We start from the raw sequence: 19930 nt of genomic DNA on the forward strand, positions 1-19930 counted from the left end.
GTGAAACGGCCCATTCTATTTACTGCCTGAATCGGGTCTCATGCAGTTTTCTTCGGCGCTTCGAAAAGCGGTTATCTTGCCCTGGAGACCGGAATATTCAGTTTATTCCTGACGGCGTATTCGGACGGGAGCAAGACGGGCGTCTGGTCCCGGTTCATCTCCAGAGATGCCGTTTCCGATACGTTTTTCCTGACAAAATCGTAGAGGCCGCCCAGTTCAACTGTTCCCGCTTTATCTTTGGATGCCTCCCCCCGCATGCCCCGCAGGAGATAGTAGGTGAAGAGGCCGTGTTTGACCTTGTCGTAATCCGAACTCATCTGGCCGCCGGAAGATGCCGCAAGGACCATAATCTTGCCGCTAGCCAGAACGGGGTTTTCGATGGAAATGCTGACAGGCCTTGTTCCCTCGCCGGTAATACTCCGGCCTTTTGCACCGGAGAAACAGCTGTCCAGCATGACGACAACTTCCCGGGCGGGCAGTTTGTTGAGCTCGTCATACATCTTCTGCAGGGGATAAAGTTGAGAGGGATAATCGGGATGCCCTTCATAGGGGACGACGAACGCCTCCCTGCCCTGCGGGCCCGGCGCCCCATGTCCGGCATAATAAACAAATACGGTGGAATTGGCCGTCACCCGTCTGGGGAGCCAGTCACTGATATTTGCTTCCAGATCGCTCTTGGTGGCTTTGTCGTCCGTCAGAATTTTTATGTTGGCTCTTGGTATGCCGCCCACGTTTTCCAGATATCTCGCCACAACCTCCGCGTCCCGCACCGCATACTTGACCTCCGGAATCATCTTTTCCCGGTACTTGCTGATGCCGATGACGATGGCGATGTTGTCTTTTTTCTCATATTCCCTGACCTTCAGCGGGATGTCATCCACGTTGACTTCCGAGATCATTTCCACGGTTTCCCTGACTTCAACCGACCTCATGGCTACGCGCAATGTTTTCGCCTCGGACGGTGCAAAACCTCCGCCTTCGCTGACCAAGACCCTGAGGCTTGCTGTTTCCGTGGAGATGCGGCCCGGCATCACCGTTTTAAACACCGCTGTTTTCTTCTCTCCCGCCGCAATGTCCCCGATGAGGCGCTTCCCGCCAAAAAGACTGACCAGCAGGGGGTTGCCGGAGAGGGTGACCCCGACGCCTCGCGCGATCCCATCGCCCCTGTTCTCGATGGTGACTCTGATCTCCACTTCTTCGCCGCTTTCCAGAATACGATTGTTGTTCTGATCCGTAAGCTGTGTCGAAAAAGCAAGAAGAGGCAATTGAGAAATCACCTCCAGCGTTTCCTTTGTCGCGGACTTTCCGGGTTTCATGGCAATCTTCAGCGTTTTTATCTCGGAAGCCGAAAATCCCCGGCCTTCCCCGACTTCTATTTTGAGGTCGGCGGTTTCCCGTTTCAGATTCAAAGGAAGAGAAGCCTTGTATTCGACGGCCTTTTTTTCGCCGGGCTGAATATCGCCAATCACTTTCATAGTGCCCAGATAACTGAGCAGACCCTGATGGCCGGACAGAAGAACCTGAACATCTTTGGCAGTTCCTTCCCCTTTGTTCTCCACTTCCACTTTCAGTGAAACGTTTTCGCCTCCTTCGATCACGCCGTCTCCGGAGCTTTCCGTGAAACTGACCTGATAAACAAGCGAGGGCTTCGCCGGAGGGGGCTTCCTGTCCGCCGCGACTGCCGTGTCCTGTTGTTCCTTTTTCCCGCGGGCCAGCTGGTAGCCCTTGCCGCCTCCGACGTTCATCAGGCCGCCTCCGGCGACGGAGAAATTGCCGGCCAGAATTCCCCTGTCGAAATCGATATAATCAATCAGCCATTCATGCTTCCAGCCTCCGGCGGCTATCAGCCATGATCCCAGATAGGTACAAACATACTGGACTTCCGTCGCGGACCGGATGGTGATGGTTCCTTCCGATTCGGCCATGAACACCGGCGTTCCGATCCACGTGGCTTCGGGTTTGGCCTTGAACTTGATTTCCAGGTTTTCGCGGTCCATATAAAGCAGGTCGGTGAACCTCATTATTTTAGCGACCGCAAGGCCCGGCATCGGACCGCCCTGAACGTACCAGGAAATTCCTTTGGCCAGGGATTCAGGACCCTTTTCCGGGCGGAATTCATCTGCGGACCCCGTTTCATACAGAAGGATATCACGGTTGAGATTCTCCTTGATGAACCGGGCCATCTTCACGAGCAGGGCCTCCCGGGCCGCCCTATCTTCTCCCAGCGTTTCACAGCGCTCACCCCGGCACAATTGGACGACCTGCGGCTTTATCGTGGCACAGCCGGAAATCAACGCAATAAGCAGCACAAGGGCGACAGGCATGATAATTTTTTTCATTTCGATCTTATCTCCTTACTTCATAACCGATGGTGGCATCCGCCCAGGAAGATTGCTCCAGCAGAGAAAGTTCTCCCATTAAATCGGAGAGCGTTGCATCGCGGTCTTTCGAGGAAAGAAAATCCTTTTGCTCTTTTGTCGCGATGATCACAATTGTTTCGTAGGCTCTGGTGAGATTTTTCGGCGTATGGACCCGGAGTTTGAATCCCGAGCTTCTCATGGACTCGTCGGGAAAAATAAAGTCCTGTCCGCCCGATACCTGTTTTAGTTTTACATAAGGATTGGGCAAAAGCAGGGCAATTCTGCCGTCCTGGCTGACACTGAAGACATTGATATTCAGATCACCTTCGGTCTTTACCCTGATGCGTATCTCATCGTTATCCTGAAAGACAGGTGCGGACGAAGAAAAAGGCCGGTCCGCCCTTGAGACTTCGGCTTTGATAATCCGGATGTCCTTTTGTTTTCTCTGCCGGAGGGGTTTGATGGTGGCTTTAATCCGGCAGACGTAGGCGGCATGGCCTTCTTCGGTCCTGAGTCCTTCAGACAGTATATCCTCTTTAACGATCAATCCTTTGGAAAAGGCCGATATGAGGTCGCTGATGAGCTCGGAATTGTAAACAACGCTGGAACTTCTGACCATCACCCCCGCAGCCCTTTCCACGGCTATCCGTCTTGCGTCGTTCAGGGCCAGGGCTTTTGCCTGGGCCGGCGTTGTGTCATCGCCGAGTATCGCCCTTCCTTCAGCAATGACCTCCCGCAAATCTCCGGTATCGGTTTCGGCGGAGGTGCAAGGCGCGAATAAAAAGAAGAGTACCGAGCAGACGATTGACGATAGAAGCAGAATGGATGGTTTCCGGACTATCGCAGGGTTTTGGGCCATGACAAAAACGACTCCTTCTGATTTAAGATCATACCTGAATAACAAGTACCAAATCCGCTGTCATTAGGCAAGTCCTTCGTTATCGCGGCAGGGCGCGCCGTTGCCGGAGCAGATGCCGCTCCAGGATAGATGCTTGAAATGCCGCATGAATGGTCTGACGGGAAGCTATTCGGAGAAAAGTCTTGCCCAATCGCCGCCTTTTGCCGCCGGAAAGCGAATCAGCCGCGCTTTGAGGAAAGGCGGTTCATGCAGCTTTTGGACAGTTCATTTAAAACCGGCAGAGTGCCGGCGTTGGCGGTGGCGGTTACCAGATTCTTAATGCCGCCCGCCGTGTGCTTGAGAAAATCCGGCTTGTTTTTTTTGAGCCCCAGAAACCCGTAGGCGCCCAGCGCCTGCATCAGCCTCTGGGCGGCGCCTTCCCAGAAGTAATCGGTAAATTGATCGAGGCTGTAATTCGGTTCCATGATCCGGTAATAAAAGGCAATCAGTTCATTTTTTTCATTCTGGCTCAGCACCACATAGGGATCGCAGATCAGCGAGCCCAGGTCGTAAAAGAGATTGCCGGGCCTCATGCCCTGAAAATCGATGAAGACAGGCCGGTCATTTTTAATCATGATATTCTGGGATTGGAAATCGCGGTGGATCAGGCATGGTGAAACTTTTTGAAGGCGGTCGATCAGGGCGTTTGATTCTTCCGTCCAGTCGCGCATCATTTGATCGGACAAATCCAGTCCGCAGACCGCTTCAACAAAATTTTCCTTAAAGTAGTTTTGCTCCCACAGATAGAGCGGTCGGTCGTAACCCCGGGTCAGTTTCAAATCGGCCGGCAGGTCCGTCAGCGCGTGACGATGAAGCCTGTGTATTTCCGACAGCGCGCTCAAGTAATAGTGACGCCGTTTATGCCAGGGCAGACTGCGCAGGGAATACAAATCAATTTCGCCCAGGTCTTCCAGCAATAAAAATCGCTGCCGGTGGTCGTAAGCGATGATCCTGGGGGTCGTGATGCCTATTTCGGTCATGAAGCGGTTGATGGCCGCCCAGTAGGCATTTTCCTCGACATCGGTTCCGTATTCCATGAAAATGAAAGTTGGACCGTGGGGCAGGCGCACGCGATAAAAGTTGCGGTCGGAGCCTCCCTTTTTGATGGGATCATATTGAAAATCCACAACGCTCAGGTGATCATTTAAAAATTTTCGTATTTCTTTGTTCATAGGCTTCCTAATGGACATTTCTATATCAAACAGGTCATTTCGAAAAACGGCAGCGCTGAGAAATCCAAGTACTCCGCAATGATTATATCAGGACAAGGATTTCTTCCTACGGTCGAAATGAAAAAGAACTGATTCCCGGCGCATTTAACCTGTTGTATTCTTCAATTGTTCCCAAGTCGTACCAGAAACCGTCATCAACGACAATTCCTCCGATTGAGCGGGGCTTGTCCCTGATGCTTTCAATCAACGGCAAAACAATCGATTCTATCTTTCCCGCCTTCAACTGCCGCAGGAAAGTTGTTTCCAAAATATAAATTCCGGCAAAAAGGCAGCTCTGAATTCCCGGATGTTTGAGCAGGTTTCTCATATCGCAGATAAAGCCCCCGGAGTCAATATTGACATTGAGGAGGGGGCCCCGGCTGCGGAGCACCAGGGTGACTTGAGTCCGGAGTTCAAAATGTCTGTTCACAAGCGGCCCAAGCGGCAGATTGGTTATGATATCACCATTGTAAACGATGATGCGTTCATCGGACACAATCAGGTCTTCAATATTTTTGATGCCGCCCGCTGTGTCCAGAAGCACCGGTTCATGGCGAAAGGTGATCGGGATGCCCTGCCAGCTGCCATCCGGAAAAACCTCCTGATATTTTTCGGCGCAGTGGTGCGTGTTGATGATAAATCGCTGCACGCCGACGGCGCAGAGATGCTCCATCGCATAAGTAATCATCGGCCTGCCGCCGATGGGCAACAGCGGTTTGGGCATATTTTCGGTAAGCGGCCGGAGTCTTGTCCCCAGCCCCGCTCCCAGGATGAAGGCGGTTTTAATTATTTTTGACGGCACGTTAATTCTTTCTCCCTGCTGCCATGAAGAATGAGCCCATTGATGCCTCTGTAAGTTTCTTGGGTCTTGAACTCTGAACTGTGAACCTTATTCCTTCAGTCTTCAACCTTCAGCCTTTTTTCCGTAGTCCGGATCGATCTTCACCAGCGCCGTAACGATGAAACCGGGGATGGTTGTGAATAAGATCCAGTAGTAGAAATTAATATACCCCAGCTTTTCCTGAATCCAGCCGCTCGACATCGCGGGGAACATCATGCCAAGCGCCATAATGCCGGTGCCGATGGCGTAAAAGACGGTTTTATACTCGCCCTGCGAAACCATGATCATATACATCGTATAGGCGGTAAAGCCGAAGCCGTAGCCGAATTGCTCCACTGCCACGGCGGAGCCGATCAGCCACAGGTTTTCCGGCTGCGCGTGCGAGAGATACACGAAAATGAGATCCGGGACGTGCATGATGATCACCATCGGCCACAGCCAGAATTTCAAGCCGTTCCGGTAAATGACATAGCCCCCCAGCAGGCCGCCCAGCATCAGCGCCACAACACCCACGGTGCCATAGATCCAGCCGACCTCGGCGGTGGACAATCCCAGCCCGCCTTTTTCGCGCGCATCCAGCAGGAATGGCGCGACCATCTTGACCAGTTGCGCTTCGGCAAAGCGGAAAAAAAGAAAAAAACAGATGATGACGATAATATCCCTGCGCCGGAAAAACAGGGTGATGATCCGGAAATATTCGGCCACAACGCCTTTGCCTTTATCCAAAGGCGCGCTGTGATCGGCTTCGGGGACAGGCAGAACAAAAAAATGATAAAGGCAGAGGGCCAGAAAAACCGCGGCGATGACCACGAAGGTGATCGACCAGGCGGAGGCGACCGGATACCCGTAATCCTTCAGCGTGCCGGCCAGGATGACGAGCCCGCCTTTGGAAGCGATGGTGGCCACGCGGTAAAAAACCGTGCGCACGCCGACAAAGGCGGCCTGCTCGGGGGTGGTAAGCCCCAGCATGTAAAAGCCGTCGGCGGCAATGTCATGGGTGGCGGAAGAAAAGGCCATGATCCAGAGCATCGCCAGGGTATAGCGGATAAAGTCGTCGGCGGGGAGGGTCAGAGCGACGCAGGCCAGAGATCCGCCGATGGCCAGTTGCATGGCGACAATCCAGAAACGCTTGGTGCGGAAAAGGTCGATAAAAGGGCTCCACAGCGGTTTGATGACCCAGGGCAGATAGAGCCAGCTGGTATAAAGGGCGATGTCGGTGTTGGAGAGCCCCAGATTTTTATACATCACGACGCTGACGGTCATGACGATCATGTAGGGAATGCCTTCCGCCATATAGATGGAAGGCACCCAGAACCAGGGATTGCGCGTTGCGGCTGCTTTTTCGTTTGATGGGGACATTGAATTCCTTTAGGCCGTCGTTCAATAATAACTGTAACATTCTAATATCATAACCGGCATAAGGGGCCGTAATGAAACGGGTAGAAATGGAACAGTGATTTTTTAACGGCTCCTAATTATTTTTTGCGCGCTTTTTTCAGTTCATCATTAATGAACCAGGTTTTGATCTTATAGGTGTCGCAAAGCCATATGGCGTATTTTAATTTATCCCGATCACCGTGTTTTTGATCCGCGATATAAAAGGCGACAGCCGGCTTTTTACCGGTCTCCTTCGCGTAGTGCAGGGCCTGGCCGATGGCTTCATGAAAATTATCCGGGTTGTCCACTTCAATGGCATAATCATCACTCAACAGATCAACCCGGCCGTATTTTACATGGACTTCCATTTGAGCCCTGCCCCGGAAATAGGCTTCATTGAAGGCCCGTTGATAATCTTTTTCGGTGCGCAGCGCCTGCCTGTGAGACGTGCCGCAGGCGGCAATGAAAAGGACCAGGAGCATGACGAAAATTACGCGGAAGATTATTTTTATGGCCGGCCCGCTGCTCAATAAAATTTCCTCAAAATCGCACCGGTAAAGTAGTGCGCCAGAATTTCTTCGGTTTTGTGTCCTTTGGCCGCCATGACCGCCGCGCCGATCTGGCAAAGACCCACGCCATGCCCCCAGCCTCCGCCATGGAAAATAAAATGCTGAATGCCGCCGTCCGCCGCATGTTCCGATATAACAACAAAGGCGCTGGAGAACAGATGGCTTTCCGACAGCCAGCGACGGATTTCCAGTTCCTTGCCCACGATGACGCTTTTTTGGGACCCGGTAATTTTCAATTTGTAAATTCTGCCGGATGGACCCCGCTCCAGTGGAATGATGTGCCGCAGCTCGCCAAAATCGATGCCCGATTTTTTCTTTAAAATAGCTTCCAGTTCCTGCCGGGTATAGGTGACCTGCCAGCGGTAAAAATTCGGCGTCTCCTGATCAAAGGCCGGCAGTATCCTGCCTAACAATGCTTTGTCCGTTGTATTGCAGTAGGCAGGCGGTGTACTGAAGAGCCAGTCCGCCGCGTCCGTTTCCGATGAAACAGGCGGGTGCGGGCGCCCGCTGTCAGTGATGCTTTGCAGATAGGGAGGGGATTCGTTTTCCCAGGCGGATGAAAAAACATCCGTCTGGCCGCCGCAGCATTTATAGTAACGCGCATCGCAGATTTCGCCTGCGCTGGTCAGAAAAGTGCCGCGCGTGGCGTCGATGGCCCGGGCCACCTGATCAGAGATAATCCGCGTAATGCCCTGATAGCGCTGGCAGTGGTCGTCGGCACAGACGTCGAATTCCTGATGATCATTTACGTCCTGCCAGACCAGAATTTCATCATCTTTTTTTTCAGGCAGGGTCCGGGGGGATTTCTTTTTGGCCAGCATTGCGATCAGCCAGCTCCTGGCCGTAACGGCCTGTGCTTTGAGAAATTCCAGGGGGGCCTCGGCGGACATTTCCGACGAGATGACCGAGGCGAGGTATTCTTCCAGCGGGATGATATTGATGAGATGGAAAGTGGTTTCATTATGCCCGGACAGAAGAAGCGCACCGCGAAATGATTGCTCCTGGACTCTCTGCCAGTGAAAATCGATGCCGATTTTTATATCCAGAACGGTAAAAAAATTTTTAGCGAACGCATCGGGGGTCAGCAGAAGTTCATGGCGGCGGATGATCTCCAGACCGTTGGAATCAAGGAGAACGACTTGTCCGTCTGCGGCGCGGGCGGAAAGTCTGCCCGTAACGGCATGGCCGTCCGGCAGAAGAAAAGAACCGGTGAGCTGTAAACGGGCTTCGGGGGCGTATTGCAGCAGAGCCACTTTAATTTTTGGTTCGCTATTGATCATGCCTTCATCCGCGGGGTTATACCGGGTCCTGTACAACCTGGTCTTAAATAGTTATCGGCTTTTTTAGAAGCAATGAGATGATAAGTCAAGAAAGTTATCGCTCCTCTCTCATCCCTTCTTGCGAAAAAAGTCTGTCCGCAAACACACCGCCGGTTTTTTTCAGACGATGGGGCGAAATTATCCGCAATTATTGAACTTATTGCTTGAATATTATTAATTTGTCATGTAAAATGCGCTGCAAAACGATCAGCGGGAGGTTTATGGCGCAGATTTGGCCTATCGGCGGGGGAAAAGGCGGTTCCGGCAAGAGCTTTTTAACCAGTTCACTGGGACGGTTATCGGCGGGATTGGGCAAGAGAACGCTGGTAATCGATCTTGATCTGGGGGCGGCAAACTTGCACACCCTGGTCGGTGTTCCTTCTCCGCAAAAAGGGTTTTCCGATTTTATCCGCAAAAGAATTGTTCAACTGGAAGATACGGTGGTGGAGACCCCGTTTGAAAACCTTTTTCTCATCAGCGGCGCTCAGGACAATTTCGATATCGCCAATCTGCCTTACGAACAGAAAATCAAAACACTCCGGGCTATCACCAGATTGGACTACGACTGCATTCTGCTGGATTTGGGCGCCGGGACGTCTTTCAATACGCTTGACTTTTTTCTGATATCACAGCACGGCATTTTTATTACCACGCCGGAGCCGACATCCATTGAAAATGTTTATCGGCTCATTCGTTCCATTTATTTCCGTCAGATTCGATACGGCTTCAGTGTGGCTGCCTTTAAAGAGCTGGAAGAAGAGGTGCAGGACCAGTTCGGCGATGGCGCCTTCAACAAGCCTGAGTGCATGATCAAAGTCATTGCCCAGACGCATCCGGAAAAATACGCGCAGCTGCAGGATGAGTTTAATGCGTTTCGGTTCAAGCTCATTATTAATCAGATGCGCAAGCATGACAACGCCGCGTTGGGAATGCAGATGAGCAGGATGATCGAGAAGCATCTGGGATTGCATATCGAATTCGCCGGAAACGTGGCGTATGATGATCATGTTCATGACGCAATTTGTCAGCGGGTTCCTTTTCTGGAACGCTATCCCTGCACGAAGACCGCGTGTGACTTGCGTGAAGTGGGTAAACAGGTCGTGCAGAATGCCGGCAAACAATTGATGTTCCAGTACATGTAAGGAAGACAAGGGGTTTCATCGGAAAAGCAACGCCCATGGAGTTTTCGCATGCAGAAAGGATTTGCCCAATTAAATTATTATGAAATGCTGGACATCAAGCCGGAAGCGGTGGCGTTTGAGATACGCCATGCCTATAACGCCGCTCTGCAGATTTACCAGCCCGGCGCCCTCGCGAGCTACTCTTTCTTCCAGGAAGATGAAAGACGGGATATCCTGTCCCTCATCGAAACAGCCTATCGGACACTGATTAATGACCATACCCGGAAAGATTACGACGATGAATTGATCAGCAGGGGAGAGCTCAGCGCCAGAAAGGAAGCCCCGCCCGCTCCTAAAAAGCCGGTGAGTATTTTTGATATCAGCCGCAGCCCCGCCGTTAAATCCGTTTTGATGAACCATGAGATTTTAAAAAACAAGATCAGTCAAAGTCAGATGATCGGCAGCATTCTAGCCCGGAATGAAATATGCGGTACGGACTTGAAAGCGATCCGCACGGAGCTCGGGGTGCTCATTGAACAAATCGCGCAGGAGACGAAAATCCGGAATGATCATCTGAAGAGCATTGAAGAAGATCGTGTGGCGCTCCTGCCGGCGGCCATTTTTCTCAAAGGGTTTGTGAAGTCCTATCTGAGATGTTTGTGTCTGGAGCCGGTGGAGGAGCTGGCCGCCCGTTATATGGAGACCATCGCCCGTCTGTCGCAAAATCAAAAAGCGGAAGGTGTTTAGGAAGATTTTTACAACACATGTCCATCACGCCGGCGTCTGCCGCCGAAAGAAAAAAATGCGGGCGCGGGCGATCTTGTTTTCTTTGGTTTGCTTATTCACACTTTTTGTCAACCTGCAACGCAAAGGAGAGAATAATGGAATCCGATACGATTAAAACTTCTCAAGGCGATCTGGTCATCAGTTTTCTGGGGCACAGCTCACTGATGATGTCCTGGAACGCCAAAACGATTCATTCCGACCCCGTGTCGAGTGAAGCGGATTACGCAAAACTGCCCAAGGCGGACATTCTGCTTATCAGCCACGACCACTATGACCATCTGGATTTGAAAGCCGTGAACCATATTAAAACCGCCGCGACAAAAATTGTCGGCAACCCGGATGTCGGAAAACAAATTCCCGAAACGATCGTCATGAAAAACGGCGATGTTAAAACCGTTGACGGCCTGAAGATAGAAGCCGTGCCCGCATACAATATCAGGCATATGGCTGAGCCGGGAAAACCTTTTCATCCGAAAGGCACAGGCAACGGCTACATTGTAAACTTTGCCGGTTTGCGGCTCTATCTTGCCGGAGATACGGAAAATACGCCGGAGATGAAACAGCTTCAGAATATCGATATTGCTTTTCTGCCGATGAACCTGCCCTATACCATGACGCCGGAAATGGTGGCCGACGCAGCCTGCGCATTTCAGCCGAAAATTCTGTATCCCTATCATCAGGGTGAAACGGATACATCAAAGCTTGCCGCTCTGCTCAAAGACGAGAAGGGCATTGAACTGCGCATCCGGAAGATGAAGTAGGCCGGTTGGGGCTCATGGGCGGGCCTTTGCTTTTTCAGCAGAGTGGTATCCTCAGCATTGCAGCGATCATGAATCATTCCAAGCCGTGTGCGCGAGCCTGGTGAATCCATGTGAACAAAACTTAAAGAATCCATTCATCCCGGCGGTATTGTCCGGCATCCCGACACAAGAGGCCGGCCGGGTTTTCGACGCTTTAAATTTATGTTGGTGATGAAAGGGCATGGGCCGGAAGCGGTGGAACCATTTGTATCATCATTTAAATTATGTTAAGCCACTGGCATAGATTACATCAGGCATTTGGACGGATCAGAAAAACCAGAGGACGTAAGTCATGAAACAAATTTGCACCTATACGGATAACATCTGCCGCAGTTTTGACCGGCCCGGCGCCGGAAACACCGATGCGGTGCTGGAAATAATAGTCCGGCGCGCCGCTCAGCTGGATATCAAAAAAATCATTATTCCGACTTATTCTGGAAAAACAGCGCTCCGGGCGTCTAAAGTCCTGGAGCCTGCCCGCATCATTGCCGTGACTACGGCATACGGCTTTGAAAAACCTGATGCTCAGGCCATGAAGGACGCCATGCGCAGCAAGCTGTTGGCCATGGGGATGCAGGTGGTAACCGGAACGCACGCTTTGGGAGGGGTGGGACGCTCGGTTCGTAAAAAACTGGGTACCTGGCAGGTCGATGAAATCATTGCCTATACCCTGCGTATTTTCGGTCAGGGAACCAAAGTGGCGATCGAAGCCGCTTTGATGGCGGCGGATGCCGGGTGCATGCGGACCAGCGAAGATGTCATTTCCACCGGAGGGTCATCTTCCGGAATTGATACGGCGCTGGTTTTGCGGCCGGCCAACGCCAGCTCCTTTCTTGATGTTAAAGTCCGTGAAGTGATTTGCAAACCGGCGAATTTCTGATGAGCCCACTGTAAAATATGGGGAATCCAACAAGGTGAAAATATGGGCATGAATAAAACACGTTTCATCAGCTTTTGGAAAATGAGCGGCAGCGGCAACGATTTCATCATTATCGACAACCGTGATCTGTCGCTCGATGTCGGTGATCTGCCGGTATTTGCCCGCCGGATTTGCGCGCGCAAAGTTTCCGTCGGCGCCGACGGCCTTTTCCTGATTGAACCCTCGGCATCCGTTGATTTCAAATGGCGGTTCTTTAATTCCGACGGCTCCATGGGGGAAATGTGCGGCAACGGCGCCCGTTGCGTGGCCCGTTGGGCTTATCAAAACGGTGTTACGGGGGCAAAACTGTCCTTTGAAACGCTGGCCGGTATTATTGACGCCGAAGTATCGGATGATACGGTTAAAGTTCGACTGACCGATCCGTCGCTTTTACAGCAGAATGTCAGTCTGTTTCTGCAAGGCGGCCCATGCGGATTGGATCACATCGATACCGGTGTGCCCCATGCCGTTTGCTTTGTGGAATCCGTTGAGGCTTCCGATGTTGTCGCCACCGGAAGGCAAATCCGCCGGCATGACTATTTCCAGCCCAAAGGGACGAACGCGAATTTTGCCGAAGTATCGGACCCGCACCAGATGAAGGTCAGGACTTACGAGCGCGGTGTCGAAGATGAGACGCTGGCCTGCGGCACCGGAGTTGTCGCTTCCGTTCTGGCGGCAGCCGGGCGGAGTCTTGTGGAATCACCGGTGGACGTGACTGTGCAAAGCGGCGAAATATTACGCGTTTATTTTTCCCGGCGGGACGGTCGTTTTGAAGAGATTTATCTTGAAGGTAAAGTGAAAATAGTCTATCAGGGAATGCTTTTTGAAGAAGCGTACAAATAAACCTGATCAGGAAGGGACGATAACTGTGCAAACTGCTGATAGATTAAAGAAAATTCCGCCATATCTTTTTATGGAGCTCCGGAAAAAAATTAATAAAGCCAAGTCCGAGGGCGTGGATGTGATATCGCTCGCGATCGGCGACCCGGTCGAAGCAACACCCGATTCCATCATTAATGAACTGTGCCGCTCTGCCCGTGATCCGCAAAATCACCGCTATCCCACCGATGAAGAAAAGGGGATGCTGGCCTTCCGCAAGGAGATTGCCCGCTGGTATGCAGAACGTTACGGCGTCAGCCTCAACCCTGAAAACGAAATTCTGGGCCTGATCGGCTCCAAAGAAGGCTGCCATCACTTTATGCTGGCGCGTGTCAATCCCGGCGATACGGTTTTGATGACCGATCCCGGCTATCCGGCGTATCGGTCCAGCATTCTGATGGCGGAAGGCGTTCCTTACAATGTTCCCATCCTTCCGCAAAATAATTATCTGCCGGTGCTGGAAGACATTCCGACGGATGTGGCTAAGAAAGCCAGCGCGATGTTTTTGAATTACCCGAATAACCCGACGGGCGCCTGCGCCACCCTGGAATTTTTAAACAAACTGGTAGCCTTTGCCGGCGAGTATAACATTGCCATCTGTTATGATAACCCCTATAGTGAAATTGTTTTTGCCGGACAGGAACGCATCAGTTTTCTGATGGCGCCGGGGGCAAAAGATGTGGGTGTGGAACTGAATTCTCTTTCCAAACCATTTAATATGTGCGGCTGGCGGCTGGGGATGGCAGCCGGCAATCCCGAACTGATTGCCGGCATCAGCAAAGTGAAGGAAAATACGGATTCCGGAGTTTTCAACGCGGTTCAGTATGCGGGCATTCAGGCCTTGCATAACGAAGCGGGCTTTATTGAGGAAATGCTCTCCATCTATGGCCGCAGAAGAGAGCTGGTTTTGAAAACACTCAAGAAAATCGGCATCGATTTTAATCCGCCGCGCGGTACATTTTATCTGTGGGTGCCGGCGCCCAAGGGCATGACGTCGCTGGAATTCACCAATCGTCTGTTTGATAAAACCGCCGTCGTTGTGGCCTCCGGTACGGCATACGGCCAGTACGGCGAAGGATTTATCCGCATCTCGCTCACCGTGCCGGATGACCGGTTGAAAGAAGCGATGGGGCGAATCGAAAAAGAATTTGTGAAATAACGCCGGAAAAGGTCTGTATGCTGCGTTGCACTGCAGCCTCGGGCGTTGCGGCGTACGAACTGTACGCCTCACTTCCTCGGCTTTGCGCGCCTTGCCTCCAGAGCCTTTTGCGACGTTATTGAATGAGCTTAAAATGAAACAATGATAGGATGCTACCCTGTTCTGCTTTTTATGCAAAACGTCGTTATCGTTGTCATTCCCGCGCAAGCGGGAATCCAGTAAATAATAAGTAATAATTATCCTGTGTGTTTATGATTCGGTTAAATAGAAGGTAATAGAAAATGGAAATAGGTATTGTTGGCCTTCCCCAGAGCGGGAAAAGCACCTTGTTTGAAATCATGACCGGCGTGAAAAGCAGCCAGTCGCACAATGAAACGGTTGTGCGCGGCCAGGCGTCCGTACCGGATGAGCGCTTTGACAAACTGGTCGCGATCTACAAACCGGTCAAAGTATCGCCCGCCAAAGTTCCCTTTGTAGATGTCCATGCCGTAGGCGAGCATCCCTGGGATGCCATCCGGCAGAACTTAAGCGGCACCGACAGTATCCTGCATGTGGTTGATGGTTTTTCTCTGCCCGATATTTCACTTGCCCTTGATGCTTATCGCAAGCTGGAAGATGAGCTGGTTCTCTCCGATCTTTTGATCATAGAAAAAAAGCTGGAGCGTCTGGCCAAAACACCCAAAAAGGCCATTTCGCCGCAGGAGACGGCGCAAAACGATCTGCTGCCCAGGTTAAAAGATTGCCTGGAAGCGGGGAAACCGCTGCGCGCGGCAGGGCTAACGCCCGCGGAAGTATTTATGCTCAGGAGTTTTTCATTCTGGTCCATCAAGCCGGAGCTGGTTGTGGTCAATGTCGGGGAAGATAATCTTTCATTTGCCGAAACTTTTGCCGCCGAGGCAAAACTCACAGAACCGGTCCTGGGGATCTGCTGCAAGATCGAGGCGGAACTGACCGGGCTGGATGCCGCTGATCAAAAAGAATTTCTGTCTTCGATGGGCATTGCGGAGCCGGCGTTTGGCCGGATCATCCGCGCGGCTTTTGCTCTGCTGGGCCGCATGTCATTTTTTACCGTGGGTGAAGACGAAGTCAAGGCCTGGGTCATTCCGGTCGCGACCAAAGCCCCCAAAGCCGCGGGCGCGATTCACAACGATTTCGAACGGGGTTTTATCAAAGCCGAAGTCATGTCCTATGACGATTTTATCGCTCACAACGGTTCCGCAGCACAGGTCAAATCCGCCGGTCGTCTGCGCCTGGAAGGAAAGGAATACATCGTCCAGGACGGCGACATCATCAATTTCCGCTTCAATGTTTGATATGTCTGGAAGGATAAGCAAACATTACCGCATTAATCCGCAGGGGCAGGTCTGACTTTCCGGATGAATGCCATCGTATTCATATTCTGATATACACAATACATGTATTCGCCACTTCATTTCTAATGATTGCCTTTTTATCCCCTTATCCGTCTCTTGGTCGCCGGGAGATTTACAATGACGGATATTTATGCCAATGTAACTCAAATTCCAGAGAAGCTTAAATATTAGATTAAAACGTACTTATACAGATCTGCCTCAGGGTCTTTCGAAAGGAGAAGTAGTATGGCTTTAATTGATATGAAAAACATTACCAAAGATTATCATCTCGGGGAAACGGTGGTGCACGCCCTGAGAGGGGTTGATCTGCAAATTGATGAAAAAGAATTTGTGGCCATCTGGGGGCCGTCCGGGTCCGGCAAGACCACCCTTTTGAATCTGATCGGCGCCATTGATGAACCAACCACCGGAGAACTGGCTATTGCCGGCAAGGATGTCCGGTCTTTGACGGATAACCAGAAAAGCGCACATCGCAATGAAAAAATCGGGTTTGTCTTTCAGGGGTTCAATCTGGTTCCGGTTCTTTCCGCGCTGGAAAATGTCATGCTGCCGCTGCAGATCAAGGGCGCATCGGCAGCAGAAGCCAGAAAGCAGGCGATAGCTCGCCTGGAGGAAGTGGGCTTAATCGACCTGGTCCATAAGCGTCCGGCAAAAATGTCGGGAGGCCAGCAGCAAAGGGTATCGATCGCGCGGGCGCTGGTGAACGACCCGTCGCTCGTGATTGCCGATGAACCGACGGCCAATCTGGATTCGGAAACCGCCCATATGATCATCGATCTCATGCGCGAGTTGAACGAAAAAGACCACACCACTTTTATTTTTTCTACCCATGATCAAAGACTGCTGGACCGCGTCGAACGACTGGTGCGTCTGGAAGATGGCAAGATCGTTAACGGAGGACAAAACTAATGATGAAATGGATCAAACTGGCCGTTCGCAATATTTTCAGGAACAAGCGCCGCTCTCTGGTTACGCTGATTGCGATCGCCGTGGGCTTTGCCTCAATCAGTCTTTATTATGGTTATATGCACGCCGTGTATCAGGGCCTCCGGTTTATGGCCATTCACGCAGAGGGCCTGGGTCATTTGAGGATTAACAAGGAAGGATGGAAGGAAAAGGGAAAGAACGATCCGGAAAAATACATGTTCTCCAAAGAGGAAACGCAAAAGATTATCGAAATTGTTACGGCCGAGGAGAACGTCAGACTGGCCACACCGCAAATTCAGCTGACCGGTATTGTCACCAATGGAATCACCTCGACTATTTTTATTGCTCAGGGCGTCATTCCTAAAGATGAGAGGATGATTAAAGGAGCCTGGGCTGAATTTATGCCGGTCAAAGGACAACCCCTGAATGATGAGACACGCTATGGCGTCGAAATAGCGAAAGATTTGAGCAGGTATCTTAACCTGACTGAGGGCAAGGATGGCGTGGTGATGGCGCCCACTTTAAGCGGACAAATGAACGCTTTGGATATCAAGATTAATGGCGTTTACGATACCGGCTCCGATTTCTCTAACGATAAATTCATGCGCTTCAATTATTACTTCGCACAGTCTCTGCTGGACACGCAGGCAGCGGAAAGAATAGTCATCCTGCTTATGGACTGGCAGGATACCGATCAGATGCGCGCCCTTTTTCTTGCGAAACTGAAAGCGGCCGGCATCAATTGTGAAATCAGAACATGGGAAGATTTATCGCTGTACTTTACGAAACAGAAAGCTTTTCTCCGGGTCATGTTTATGTTTCTCTTTTCCATCGTTCTGGTGATTGTGGTCATGACCACGGTGAACACGATGGGGATGACCATTCTCGAGAGAACGCGGGAAATCGGGACGCTGAGGGCTCTGGGATTGAAGCGCAGAGGGGTATCTTTTCTGTTTGCCCTGGAAGGAGCCTTTATAGGATTTTTCGGCAGTATCCTGGGGATTGTCCTGCATACAGGCGTGTGGGCGCTGATCAAAAAGTATCCGCCAAGATATACACCCGCGGGTTTTTCCATGCCTGTAGACATGAAGGTGGACATGGTGCCGGCCATGCTGCTTATTCTGCTTTTGAGCCTGGTGCTGTTGTCTTTAATCGCGGCAATCATTCCGGCCAGAGGCGCGGCCAAGCGGAATATTGTCGATTCTTTGGGACATGTTTAAATATGAAAAGGAGAAGGATAATGAACAAAAAAAATGAAAAGATTTATCGCCTCGCACTGGGCGTGATGCTGATATTCTGTCTGTGTATTTCCGCATCAGTGGTTTACGCGGAAATGAGTCCCAAGGAGATGCTCAAAAAGGCGGATGAAGCCCGCGGCAACGCCGAAGGAATCCAATGGGAAATTGTCATCGATGCCATTGAGGGAGGGCGTGAACAGCATCGGAAACTGCGGGTATACGCCAGAGGTTATAATTCCCTGGCCGATACTTTGGCGCCGGCTAATATCAAAGGTCAAAAGCTGTTAATGCAGGACCGCAACATGTGGTTTGCCAAACCGGGGCTTTCCAAGGCCGTTCCCATCTCTCCGCGGCAAAAGCTGATGGGCGGCGCGGCCAATGGCGATATTGCCTCCACGAACTATTCGGCCGACTACAAAATCACCCACACAACGGAAAGTAAAGTAGGCGGCGAGTCCTGCCTCATGATGGATTTGCAGGCGGTGGACAGCCGGGCGACTTATGATCGGATTAAGTACTGGATATCCAAAGAGCGTATTGTGGGTCTGAAGGCTGAATTTTACACGGTCTCCGGTAAAATGTTTAAAACGGCTGTTTTCGAATATGAAAACAGCATCACCATTAATGATAAACCGCGGGAGTTCATTTCTAAGATGACGATTACCAGCGCCGTCATCAAAACGGATGTAACGACGTTGAACTACAGCAAGCCCGTGCTCAAAAAAGTATCGGACGCCACTTTCAACCTCAACCTGCTGACGAGATAGAATGACCTCATGAAGCCACGGTGTATTAAAAAGATTCTTTTGATCATTACTTTCCTGTTCATCGCCGCCGGGGGATGGCAGCCGCAGGTCGTCAACGCTGACGATGCCAAAGAGGCGCAGCCATCGGTTATCCGGATGATTAAAGACGGTTTTTCCGCGGATTTGCGGATCATGCCATACGGCATTGTACAGAAACCGGCCACATCGACGCAGAATCCGGATAATAATTTTCTGAATCTTACGCATTACACGGCCAATCTGGAATTAAGGCCGGATTTCAAGCTGGATCTGAACTTTCTGGAACTATCGGCTAAACCCCGGGCGAAGCTGGAATTCCGGATATGGGAAGAAGGAAACCGCCGCGGAGAGACGCAATGGAAAGATGACTGGTATGTCAATGAATGGCTGGTGCGTTTAAAAGCAAGGGAAAATCTTTTTGTGTCCTATGGCCGGGAAAACCTGCAATGGGGGCCTTCTTTTCTTTTTTCTCCTTCCAATCCCTTCTTTCGGGATAATGGCCGCAGCAACCCTTACGTGGAAGTTCAGGGCATGGAATTCGGCCGTCTGGTATTTATCCCCCACAGTTCCTGGACGGTATCCGCCATTGTCAATACGGACGAAGGGCGCAACACGCTTTTGGGAACCGATCCCTTTGAAAAAACGTACGCACTCAAAGCCGATTATACGGGCCGGGAAAATTACGCGTCCATCATTATTTCCCAGAAAGATTATAATAAGACATTGGGATTTTTCGGAGGATGGACGATCTCCGACGCCGTGCTGATCTATGGCGAAGGAAGCTTCATGAAAGGAAGCAATGCTTTGTATCCCCGGACCGATGGTTCCTCTCTGGGTGCTTCCATGCAAAAAATCCATCAGAACGACTCCGATATTAAACCGATTATGTTAATCGGCAGTTCCTATACCCTGGAAGCCAATGGCACGTTTTCGCTGGAATACGCTTATAACGGCCCCGGCTATAACCGTGACGAAGCCGAAATATACTGCACCCTGAGGCGCAGAGGCGCTGCGGCTTTCAACATGGGCGGGCTGGCCGGATTACTGGGACAAAGCACACTGGGGCAGACCATCAATCCGGGCCTCAGGTATCTCCGGAAGCATTACGGCATGTTTCAGTATTCTCAAAACAACATCAAAAATAAAATCGATTTGACGTTGCGCTGGACACAAAATCTGGATGATGGGTCTGGTCAATTTCTCACACTTGTGTCATATTCTCTGGGCAATCATCTGGAGTTGTTTTCTTCCGGAATGGTCAGTGCGGGAGGCGGGGATGCGGAATTTCGCAGCACCCTGGATTATCAGTTAATGTTTGGTTTAAAGTATACGCTTTAAGAATTTACAAGGCTCTTCAACGTGTAAGGT

The 19930-nt window shown here is 51.1% G+C and carries 18 protein-coding genes; 11 read left to right on the forward strand and 7 right to left on the reverse strand.

Annotation, left to right across the window (positions count from 1 at the left end; all coding sequences use genetic code 11):
- Window positions 1–71: 71 nt before the first annotated feature.
- The 7 genes from CVU71_14255 to CVU71_14285 form a co-directional block, all read right to left on the reverse strand.
- Window positions 72–2339, reverse strand: a complete 2268-nt coding sequence (locus tag CVU71_14255; protein ID PKN18637.1) for a hypothetical protein — start codon at window positions 2337–2339, stop codon at window positions 72–74.
- A 7-nt stretch (window positions 2340–2346) separates the two neighbouring features.
- A complete protein-coding gene (locus CVU71_14260) occupies window positions 2347–3219 on the reverse strand; it encodes a hypothetical protein (GenBank protein ID PKN18638.1) in 873 nt (290 codons plus the stop codon).
- Between the two features lie 218 nt (window positions 3220–3437).
- Window positions 3438–4448: a hypothetical protein gene (locus CVU71_14265; protein ID PKN18639.1), complete on the reverse strand. Its 1011-nt coding sequence runs from the start codon at window positions 4446–4448 to the stop codon at window positions 3438–3440.
- 88 nt (window positions 4449–4536) lie between these two features.
- Window positions 4537–5277, reverse strand: a complete 741-nt coding sequence (locus CVU71_14270; protein ID PKN18640.1) for a hypothetical protein — start codon at window positions 5275–5277, stop codon at window positions 4537–4539.
- A 96-nt stretch (window positions 5278–5373) separates the two neighbouring features.
- Window positions 5374–6669, reverse strand: coding sequence for an MFS transporter (locus CVU71_14275; GenBank protein ID PKN18641.1), 1296 nt, complete (start codon window positions 6667–6669; stop codon window positions 5374–5376).
- Window positions 6670–6785: 116 nt separating this feature from the next.
- Window positions 6786–7217, reverse strand: coding sequence for a hypothetical protein (locus CVU71_14280; GenBank protein ID PKN18642.1), 432 nt, complete (start codon window positions 7215–7217; stop codon window positions 6786–6788).
- Window positions 7214–8536 (reverse strand): amidase, encoded by a 1323-nt coding sequence (locus CVU71_14285; GenBank protein PKN18643.1) that lies wholly within the window; start codon window positions 8534–8536, stop codon window positions 7214–7216. The genes CVU71_14280 and CVU71_14285 overlap by 4 nt, the downstream gene beginning before the upstream one ends.
- 203 nt (window positions 8537–8739) lie before the next feature.
- On the opposite strand from CVU71_14285, the gene CVU71_14290 reads away from it, so the two are divergent.
- The 11 genes from CVU71_14290 to CVU71_14340 all read left to right on the forward strand — a co-directional run bounded on the left by CVU71_14290 (window position 8740) and on the right by CVU71_14340 (window position 19900).
- Window positions 8740–9717, forward strand: coding sequence for an ATP-binding protein (locus CVU71_14290; GenBank protein PKN18644.1), 978 nt, complete (start codon window positions 8740–8742; stop codon window positions 9715–9717).
- Between the two features lie 48 nt (window positions 9718–9765).
- Window positions 9766–10443: a hypothetical protein gene (locus CVU71_14295; GenBank protein PKN18645.1), complete on the forward strand. Its 678-nt coding sequence runs from the start codon at window positions 9766–9768 to the stop codon at window positions 10441–10443.
- A 134-nt stretch (window positions 10444–10577) separates the two neighbouring features.
- A complete protein-coding gene (locus CVU71_14300) occupies window positions 10578–11243 on the forward strand; it encodes a metal-dependent hydrolase (GenBank protein ID PKN18646.1) in 666 nt (221 codons plus the stop codon).
- A 331-nt stretch (window positions 11244–11574) separates the two neighbouring features.
- A complete protein-coding gene (locus CVU71_14305; GenBank protein PKN18647.1) occupies window positions 11575–12162 on the forward strand; it encodes a hypothetical protein in 588 nt (195 codons plus the stop codon).
- Window positions 12163–12210: 48 nt separating this feature from the next.
- The gene (locus CVU71_14310) at window positions 12211–13044 is read left to right on the forward strand and encodes a diaminopimelate epimerase (protein ID PKN18738.1); all 834 of its coding nucleotides are present in this window, start codon (window positions 12211–12213) and stop codon (window positions 13042–13044) included.
- 25 nt (window positions 13045–13069) lie between these two features.
- The gene (locus CVU71_14315; protein PKN18739.1) at window positions 13070–14239 is read left to right on the forward strand and encodes an LL-diaminopimelate aminotransferase; all 1170 of its coding nucleotides are present in this window, start codon (window positions 13070–13072) and stop codon (window positions 14237–14239) included.
- 281 nt (window positions 14240–14520) lie between these two features.
- Window positions 14521–15552 carry a redox-regulated ATPase YchF gene (locus CVU71_14320; GenBank protein ID PKN18648.1) on the forward strand — a complete coding sequence of 344 codons (1032 nt, stop codon included), beginning with the start codon at window positions 14521–14523 and terminating at the stop codon, window positions 15550–15552.
- A 285-nt stretch (window positions 15553–15837) separates the two neighbouring features.
- Window positions 15838–16521, forward strand: coding sequence for a lipoprotein-releasing system ATP-binding protein LolD (locus tag CVU71_14325; protein ID PKN18649.1), 684 nt, complete (start codon window positions 15838–15840; stop codon window positions 16519–16521).
- On the forward strand, window positions 16521–17759 hold the full coding sequence (locus CVU71_14330) for an ABC transporter permease (GenBank protein ID PKN18650.1): 1239 nt from the start codon (window positions 16521–16523) through the stop codon (window positions 17757–17759). The genes CVU71_14325 and CVU71_14330 overlap by 1 nt, the downstream gene beginning before the upstream one ends.
- A 2-nt stretch (window positions 17760–17761) precedes the next feature.
- Window positions 17762–18544 carry an outer membrane lipoprotein-sorting protein gene (locus CVU71_14335; GenBank protein ID PKN18651.1) on the forward strand — a complete coding sequence of 261 codons (783 nt, stop codon included), beginning with the start codon at window positions 17762–17764 and terminating at the stop codon, window positions 18542–18544.
- A gap of 9 nt (window positions 18545–18553) precedes the next feature.
- A complete protein-coding gene (locus tag CVU71_14340; GenBank protein PKN18652.1) occupies window positions 18554–19900 on the forward strand; it encodes a hypothetical protein in 1347 nt (448 codons plus the stop codon).
- Window positions 19901–19930: the final 30 nt, after the last annotated feature.

The sequence above is a fragment of the Deltaproteobacteria bacterium HGW-Deltaproteobacteria-6 genome (assembly GCA_002840435.1).
Taxonomy (GTDB): Bacteria; Desulfobacterota; Syntrophia; order Syntrophales; family Smithellaceae; genus UBA8904.

Coding starts and splice junctions, on each gene's coding strand:
- CVU71_14255 (PKN18637.1), bottom strand. CDS start 2,339: ATGAAAAAAATTATCATGCCTGTCGCCCTTGTGCTGCTTATTGCGTTG.
- CVU71_14260 (PKN18638.1), bottom strand. CDS start 3,219: ATGGCCCAAAACCCTGCGATAGTCCGGAAACCATCCATTCTGCTTCTA.
- CVU71_14265 (PKN18639.1), bottom strand. CDS start 4,448: ATGTCCATTAGGAAGCCTATGAACAAAGAAATACGAAAATTTTTAAAT.
- CVU71_14275 (PKN18641.1), bottom strand. CDS start 6,669: ATGTCCCCATCAAACGAAAAAGCAGCCGCAACGCGCAATCCCTGGTTC.
- CVU71_14285 (PKN18643.1), bottom strand. CDS start 8,536: ATGATCAATAGCGAACCAAAAATTAAAGTGGCTCTGCTGCAATACGCC.
- CVU71_14295 (PKN18645.1), top strand. CDS start 9,766: ATGCAGAAAGGATTTGCCCAATTAAATTATTATGAAATGCTGGACATC.
- CVU71_14300 (PKN18646.1), top strand. CDS start 10,578: ATGGAATCCGATACGATTAAAACTTCTCAAGGCGATCTGGTCATCAGT.
- CVU71_14305 (PKN18647.1), top strand. CDS start 11,575: ATGAAACAAATTTGCACCTATACGGATAACATCTGCCGCAGTTTTGAC.
- CVU71_14310 (PKN18738.1), top strand. CDS start 12,211: ATGAATAAAACACGTTTCATCAGCTTTTGGAAAATGAGCGGCAGCGGC.
- CVU71_14320 (PKN18648.1), top strand. CDS start 14,521: ATGGAAATAGGTATTGTTGGCCTTCCCCAGAGCGGGAAAAGCACCTTG.
- CVU71_14325 (PKN18649.1), top strand. CDS start 15,838: ATGGCTTTAATTGATATGAAAAACATTACCAAAGATTATCATCTCGGG.
- CVU71_14330 (PKN18650.1), top strand. CDS start 16,521: ATGATGAAATGGATCAAACTGGCCGTTCGCAATATTTTCAGGAACAAG.
- CVU71_14335 (PKN18651.1), top strand. CDS start 17,762: ATGAAAAGGAGAAGGATAATGAACAAAAAAAATGAAAAGATTTATCGC.
- CVU71_14340 (PKN18652.1), top strand. CDS start 18,554: ATGAAGCCACGGTGTATTAAAAAGATTCTTTTGATCATTACTTTCCTG.